The sequence below is a fragment of the Blautia sp. CGZ-1-C1 genome (assembly GCF_056504575.1).
On record NZ_JBWLUT010000010.1, the window covers coordinates 1 to 6,408 of the forward strand.

General features: G+C 40.2%; 6 protein-coding genes and 1 pseudogene. 1 reads left to right on the plus strand and 6 read right to left on the minus strand.

Translation table 11 applies throughout. The features are described from left to right. Positions 1-331: 331 nt before the first annotated feature. Entirely contained in the window at positions 332-550 is a 219-nt protein-coding gene (locus AC058W_RS00645; RefSeq protein WP_019161536.1) for a cation transporter, read from the minus strand. A 176-nt stretch (positions 551-726) separates the two neighbouring features. On the opposite strand from AC058W_RS00645, the gene AC058W_RS00650 reads away from it, so the two are divergent. Further along, on the plus strand, positions 727-1,095 hold the full coding sequence (locus AC058W_RS00650; protein ID WP_117674519.1) for a metal-dependent transcriptional regulator: 369 nt from the start codon (positions 727-729) through the stop codon (positions 1,093-1,095). A 215-nt stretch (positions 1,096-1,310) separates the two neighbouring features. Here the strand turns inward: AC058W_RS00650 and AC058W_RS00655 are convergent. From AC058W_RS00655 to feoB, 5 genes and pseudogenes are all read right to left on the minus strand, one after another. Next, positions 1,311-3,408, minus strand: a pseudogene (locus AC058W_RS00655) (heavy metal translocating P-type ATPase). After that, positions 3,408-3,737, minus strand: coding sequence for a DUF6110 family protein (locus AC058W_RS00660; RefSeq protein WP_118410472.1), 330 nt, complete (start codon positions 3,735-3,737; stop codon positions 3,408-3,410). The pseudogene AC058W_RS00655 and the gene AC058W_RS00660 overlap by 1 nt, the downstream one beginning before the upstream one ends. Positions 3,738-4,022: 285 nt before the next feature. Beyond that, on the minus strand, positions 4,023-4,433 hold the full coding sequence (locus AC058W_RS00665) for a transcriptional repressor (protein WP_242986704.1): 411 nt from the start codon (positions 4,431-4,433) through the stop codon (positions 4,023-4,025). Between the two features lie 170 nt (positions 4,434-4,603). Beyond that, positions 4,604-4,735: a FeoB-associated Cys-rich membrane protein gene (locus AC058W_RS00670; RefSeq protein ID WP_117674523.1), complete on the minus strand. Its 132-nt coding sequence runs from the start codon at positions 4,733-4,735 to the stop codon at positions 4,604-4,606. A gap of 165 nt (positions 4,736-4,900) precedes the next feature. Next, the coding region (gene feoB / locus AC058W_RS00675) for a ferrous iron transport protein B (protein ID WP_479389552.1) at positions 4,901-6,408 on the minus strand (1,508 nt) is incomplete at its 5' end.

A 6,408-nucleotide genomic window follows, 5' to 3' on the forward strand; every position in this document is an offset into this window, starting at 1 on the left:
AATCTCAGGTAAGTTCCAAATTTCTGATGTTCATCTATCGGAAGTCCTGAAAAAACGACCACTAGAATCAGTGATATGATGATTCTGACAAGCATTTTCTTTTGCTTCTTGTTCATATTCTATGTCCTCCCCGTTTTTATGTTGTATCCATTATTTGTATCTATAGCAGTTCTGTAAAAGTTACGGTATTAATCCCGCGAAGCCATCTTAAAAATTATGGTATAAATTCCTGGATATATGATAAAAGCGGGACTGTTGCATTAAACATTTCCGGCAAGCCATATGCCGTAAAAGTGATTCTTTATGCAACAGTCCCTGGAATCATTTGAAATTAAAGGAAAATCTCGCAGTCGTCTTCTACTTTCTTACAGTTCTTTAATACGTCCTTCATAACTGCTTTCGGATCCTGTCCGTCTTCGAATTCAACGATCATCTTCAGCATCATGAAGTTAACAGTTGCATCCTTAACACCTGCTGTATTCTTAGCAGCTTCCTCCATTTTGTTTGCGCAGTTTGCACAGTCTACATCAATCTTATAAGTCTTTTTCATAATATACTTTCCTTTCTGGCTCATATTTTTTATATTAACATATGAGCACTTGTTCATTTGTTTGATTTTATTATAGCATGCTTTCCTGTTCTGTCAATAGTTTTCCACAGATTTCTTTACGGAAATACAAATTTATGTTATAATTCATCACAATAAAGCAAAAGGAGGATCCTGGTATGGCGATACATGAATCTGGAGAAGACTATCTTGAAGCGATCCTTATGATAAAGGAGAGAAACGGAAACGTCCGTTCTATTGATGTGGCACATGAACTTTCTTTTTCCAAGCCAAGTGTCAGTGTTGCAATGAAGAATTTAAAAGCAAATAATTATATCACTGTTGATGAGAATGGATATATCAATCTCACTGAAACCGGACAGGAAATTGCAGACAAGATTTATGAAAGACACACATTTCTGACTAACTGGCTCACTTCAATCGGAGTCGATCCGGAAGTTGCTGCTGAGGACGCATGTAAGATGGAACATGCAATCAGCTCAGAGAGTTTTACAGCTATTAAGAAATTTATTGCAGACGTACAGTAATCAATGAATTTATATGAGTAACTGCTCCGTAGTTTATCAGGACTTGCTTGTACCCCTCCTGATACAAGCAAGTCCTACTTACTGCTTATTGCTCTTCGCAGCCTCCGCAGGGGACTTACTTGATTCGGTTAAAATGAAAAAGAACCATATTCCCGGTCTATCGTATAGATAGTTTCAATCTCACGATGATGCCGGTTAAATATGGTTCTTTTTATTTAAATTTCCTCTTCCTTTGGAAGAAGATTTCTCATACTTCTTAAACTGATTGTCAGTGTTGAAAGGTTATGAAGCAGTGCTGAGGTAGTCGGCATGATTACACCGGTCACTCCAAGTGCGATCAGACCACCATTGACACCAATGATCGTTCTGTAATTATTATGGATGCGTTTCATCAAAGCGGTGCTCAGTCTTTTTAATGTAACAATCTCATGAAGGTTATCCGCTGAAATTGTTACATCAGCAATCTCACGCGCGATAGCTGCACCATCACTGATAGCAATGCCTACGCTTGCAGAAGATAATGCCAGGGAATCATTAATTCCATCACCGATCATAATAACTTTATGGCCAAGTTTCTTCTCCTTTTCTACGAAGGAAGCCTTATCTTCAGGGAGAACTTCAGAATAATATTCGTCTACTCCGACGCGTTTTGCAATAGCTGCCGCTGTACGTTCACTGTCACCGGTCATCATAACAACTTTTGTGATTCCGGCTTCCTTTAACTCACGTACTGCATCTGCTGCCTCCTCACGAAGAGGATCTTCTACACAGATAACTGCCGCAAGCCTGCCTTCGATTGCAAGGTATAAATGAGAACATTCTAACGGAAGACGTTCAAATCTATCCTTCATTCCTTCCGGAATCACACACTTCTCATCTTCCATTACAAAATGCCAGCTTCCGATTACGGCTTTCTTGCCTTCAATAGTAGTAGAAATACCATGAGCTACAATATATTCTACTTTGGAGTGCATTTCCTCATGGACAAGATTTCTTTCTTTTGCGGCATTTACTACGGCCCTTGCCATAGAGTGAGGGAAATGTTCTTCCATACATGCTGCAATACGCAGAAGTTCATCTGCACTCAGTTCATCATTGAAAGATACAACATCAGAAACTATCGGTTTTGCCTTGGTAAGCGTACCTGTCTTGTCAAATACGATTGTTGTGGCATCTGCCATTGCTTCCATGTATTTTCCACCTTTTACAGTGATACTGTGAGTACTTGCTTCTCTGATTGCTGACAATACTGAAATAGGCATGGCAAGTTTCAGTGCACAGGAAAAATCTACCATGAGCACTGCCAGAGTTTTGGTCATATTTCTGGTAATCAGATAAGTTGCAGCTGTGCCTGCAAGAGTGTATGGAACAAGTCTGTCTGCCAGATGTTCGGCATTACTCTCTACAGAGGATTTCAGTTTCTCAGAATCCTCGATCATACCGACGATTTTTTCATAACGGCTGGATCCTGCGGCTTCTTTTACCTGGACAGTAATCTCACCCTCTTCGAGAACAGTTCCGGCATAAGCAAAGCTTCCCTCTGCTTTACGGACTGGCTGTGATTCACCGGTAAGAGAAGTCTGGTTGACCATTGCCTCTCCGACAACAACATTTCCGTCAAATGGAATCACATTTCCCATATGTACACGAACATAATCCCCCGCTTTAATGCTGGAAACAGGTACAAGAACTTCCTGACCTTCCGAATTTACAAGCCATACCTTTTCTGCATGAATAGACATACTTCTCGCAAGATCGTTTACAGATTTCTTATGTGTCCACTCTTCGAGAATCTCACCAATTCCAAGCAGGAACATCGTAGAACTTGCGGTATTGATATCACCACGAAGCATAGACACACCGATTGCAGTCGCATCCAGAACAGGATACTTCCAGTTTGCCTTTCATCAGAGTGCGTACTCCATGATAAATATATTTACAGGATTTAGCTGTAGTGATCACCATACGTACCGGGTATGGCAGAAACATTTTGTTTAATGCACGTAATACTACAGAATTAATCAGTTTTTCTTTGTATGTCTCATTTAATTCACGTCCGGAATTCTCCAGAACAGAATCTGACACCTGGGCTGTCTCATAAGAAAATCTGCTCAACAGATGGATCAGCTCTTCTCTGCTTCCGGAGTAATAAACAGTCACATCCTGTGTTCTTACATAAACGGAAGCTTTGCTGATATTTTTCTGTTCCTCCAGATAGTACTGCAGGATATCTGCCTGTCTGTAAGTCATGTGCTTCTGAGCAAGATGAATACGGATTCTCCCTTTGATTTCATGCTTAATAGCAAATTTCATTATTCTTCGCTGCCTTCTTCTTTTGTTTCTTCTGTCTCTTCTTTAAAATCTGTTGTATCTTCTATTGTTTCTTCAGCTGCATCTTCCACTACTTCCTCAGCTGCTTCTCTTTCTTCGTTGATCTGCTGTGCTTCAGCGTAAATGTCTTCAGCATTTTCCTGAATTGTGGAAGCTGTTTTCATAATGCAGGATTTTGCACGTAAAACGGCTGCTGTGCAGTTTGTATATAATTTTTTGGCATCTTTACTTGTAAGAACTTTAATACCTGCTGTTCCAAAAGCTACTCCTGCTGCGAAGATTCCTGTTTTTTTTGCGTCAAATTTAATCATTATTTTGTCCTCCTTTTCGACATCAGGTTATTTTATTTTATGTATTATACAACCAATGTTTTCATATTTCTACTATTTTTTTCTTGTTGAGAAACATTTTCATCTTATCACATAAAAAGGCAAAATTGATATAACAGACGTTTTATATAAATTGTACCTATACCAAAATGTTTTCGGAATTTCTATGCTCACACTACAAAATATAGTGTAATAAGAAAAAAGCCGAAAACTTCCTGTTCAGTAGTTTCCGGCGGATATTTTTATCTATCTTAATATTACTTGTTTTCAATGTTTAAAGTCACAGGAATTTACAAACATTCTTTCAATTTCCTGATTATCAATGTATCCGCAGGCTTTGAGCCCTGCCAGAACTACATTATTAAAATTGTCTCTTGATAATTTCTGGACGGTATTATCATCCAGTTCGATCGTGCAGACACTCTCGTCTTTACAATCCGGATTTCTTACGATCTTATACATATTTCTTCTGCTGATCGCACCGATTTCTTCTAAAAGATTTACCATGCGGTACACCGTAGCTGATCCAATGCCCGGATCCAGGCGGGATGCATTGTAATAAATTTCTTTACAGCAGGAACACTCATTCTCAAGAATGACTTCCAACAACATTCTTCTTTGTTTGGTAATCCTGCATCCTCGCTTTTTTAACTCCTGGATTACAACATCTTTCTGCATCTGGGTTCTCTGGTAATTGGGTTCTTCACAATTTCTTTGTCTTTGTAATGCTGCTGCTCCCAAAATTACATCATCCTTCCGCTTAATTTATTCCTGTTAATCGTCTGTTTGTAACTGTTTAGTATCCTTGTGAGATAGTAGACTTCTAAATAATTACGGCTGCTCTTTGATCAATGGCATCCCCTGCAATGACTGCAATCACCACCACATGATGATTTACCGCTTTTTTTATCCTTTACGATTCCTCTTACAATGAGTCCGACGATCAAAACTAAAATTGCTCCTACAACAAAAGTTCCCATAACCGACACCTCCTGCCGACTTTTTGTGTTACTCCATATAGTATAATCTATTCTACTCAGTACAATATCTACTTCACATGATACATAGATAGGTATACTATTGCAACTGATTATTTTATCAGAGCCCACATCACTGAAGGACGCAGGCTCTGGTTTGCTTACTATTTATCTGGCCTTTGCCATACCTTTTACATTTACATTAAGGCTGCTGCTTTCCTTATAAGGTCTGAACAGCAGATATAAAAATCCGATGATAATTGCGAATGCAACCACTGTCCAGATACCGAAACCACCGCCTGTAACCAGTGTACCGATCTGATAGATACACAGAGACACAAGATATGCAAGTCCACACTGATATCCGATTGCAAATAAAAACCATTTTGTATTGTTCATCTCTCTCTTGATCGCACCCATAGCTGCAAAGCAAGGAGCACAAAGAAGGTTGAATACCAGGAAACCGTAAGCTGCGATCGGTGTCATGGCTGCTGCCAGGTTACCCCAGATCTCAGCACCGTCTTCTGCAACTTCTGCGAATCCATAAAGCATACCGAATGTAGCTACTACGTTCTCTTTTGCAATCAGACCTGTAACAGCTGCAACTGCCATCTTCCATCCTTCGCCGGCTTTTGTCCAACCGAGAGGTGCAAAAATCCATGCGATTGCTGTACCGATCTTAGCAAGAATACTCTCGTTAAGTTCTTCAACCATACCGAAGCTTCCGCCTTCCCATCCGAAGCTCATTAAGAACCACAGAATGATTGTTGAAAGAAGGATGATTGTTCCGGCTTTCTTAATGAAGGACCAGCCTCTTTCCCACATACTTCTTAAGATGTTGCTGACTGTTGGCCAGTGGTATGCAGGAAGCTCCATAACGAACGGAGCCGGATCACCGGCAAACATTTTTGTTTTCTTTAAGATGATACCGGAGCAGATAATTGCTACGATACCAACAAAGTAAGAACTTGTTGCAACCCATCCGCTGTTTCCGAAGAACGCACCTGCGATCATGGCAATGATCGGAAGTTTAGCTCCGCAAGGAACGAATGTGGTTGTCATAATTGTCATTTTTCTGTCACGGTCATTCTCGATTGTACGGGAAGCCATAACACCAGGAACACCGCATCCGCTGCCGATAAGCATTGGAATGAAGGATTTACCTGAAAGGCCGAATTTACGGAAAATTCTGTCCATGATAAATGCTACACGAGCCATGTAACCACAGGACTCAAGGAATGCAAGGAATGCAAACAGTACAAGCATCTGAGGTACGAAACCGAGAACAGCTCCCACACCGGCTACGATACCGTCAAGGATCAGTCCCTGTAACCATGCTGCACAGCCAATCGCATTCAGTCCGGATTCAATTGCCGGAGGAATGATCTCACCAAACAGAACATCGTTTGTCCAGTCAGTTACGAAAGCACCAACAGTAGTTACAGATACATAATATACAATAAACATTACAACTGCAAAGATCGGCAGTGCCAGCCATCTGTTGGTAACGATACGGTCAATCTTATCAGATGTGGAAAGCTTATCTTTTCTTGCCTTAGTCACACACTGACCAATGATAGAAGAAATATAAACATATCTCTCATTTGTGATAATACTTTCTGTATCGTCGTCAAACTCATTTTCCATTTCTTTGATCTCGGCAGATACATTTACGG

Coding starts and splice junctions, on each gene's coding strand:
- AC058W_RS00650 (WP_117674519.1), top strand. CDS start 727: ATGGCGATACATGAATCTGGAGAAGACTATCTTGAAGCGATCCTTATG.
- AC058W_RS00665 (WP_242986704.1), bottom strand. CDS start 4,433: ATGCAGAAAGATGTTGTAATCCAGGAGTTAAAAAAGCGAGGATGCAGG.
- AC058W_RS00645 (WP_019161536.1), bottom strand. CDS start 550: ATGAAAAAGACTTATAAGATTGATGTAGACTGTGCAAACTGCGCAAAC.
- AC058W_RS00670 (WP_117674523.1), bottom strand. CDS start 4,735: ATGGGAACTTTTGTTGTAGGAGCAATTTTAGTTTTGATCGTCGGACTC.
- AC058W_RS00660 (WP_118410472.1), bottom strand. CDS start 3,737: ATGATTAAATTTGACGCAAAAAAAACAGGAATCTTCGCAGCAGGAGTA.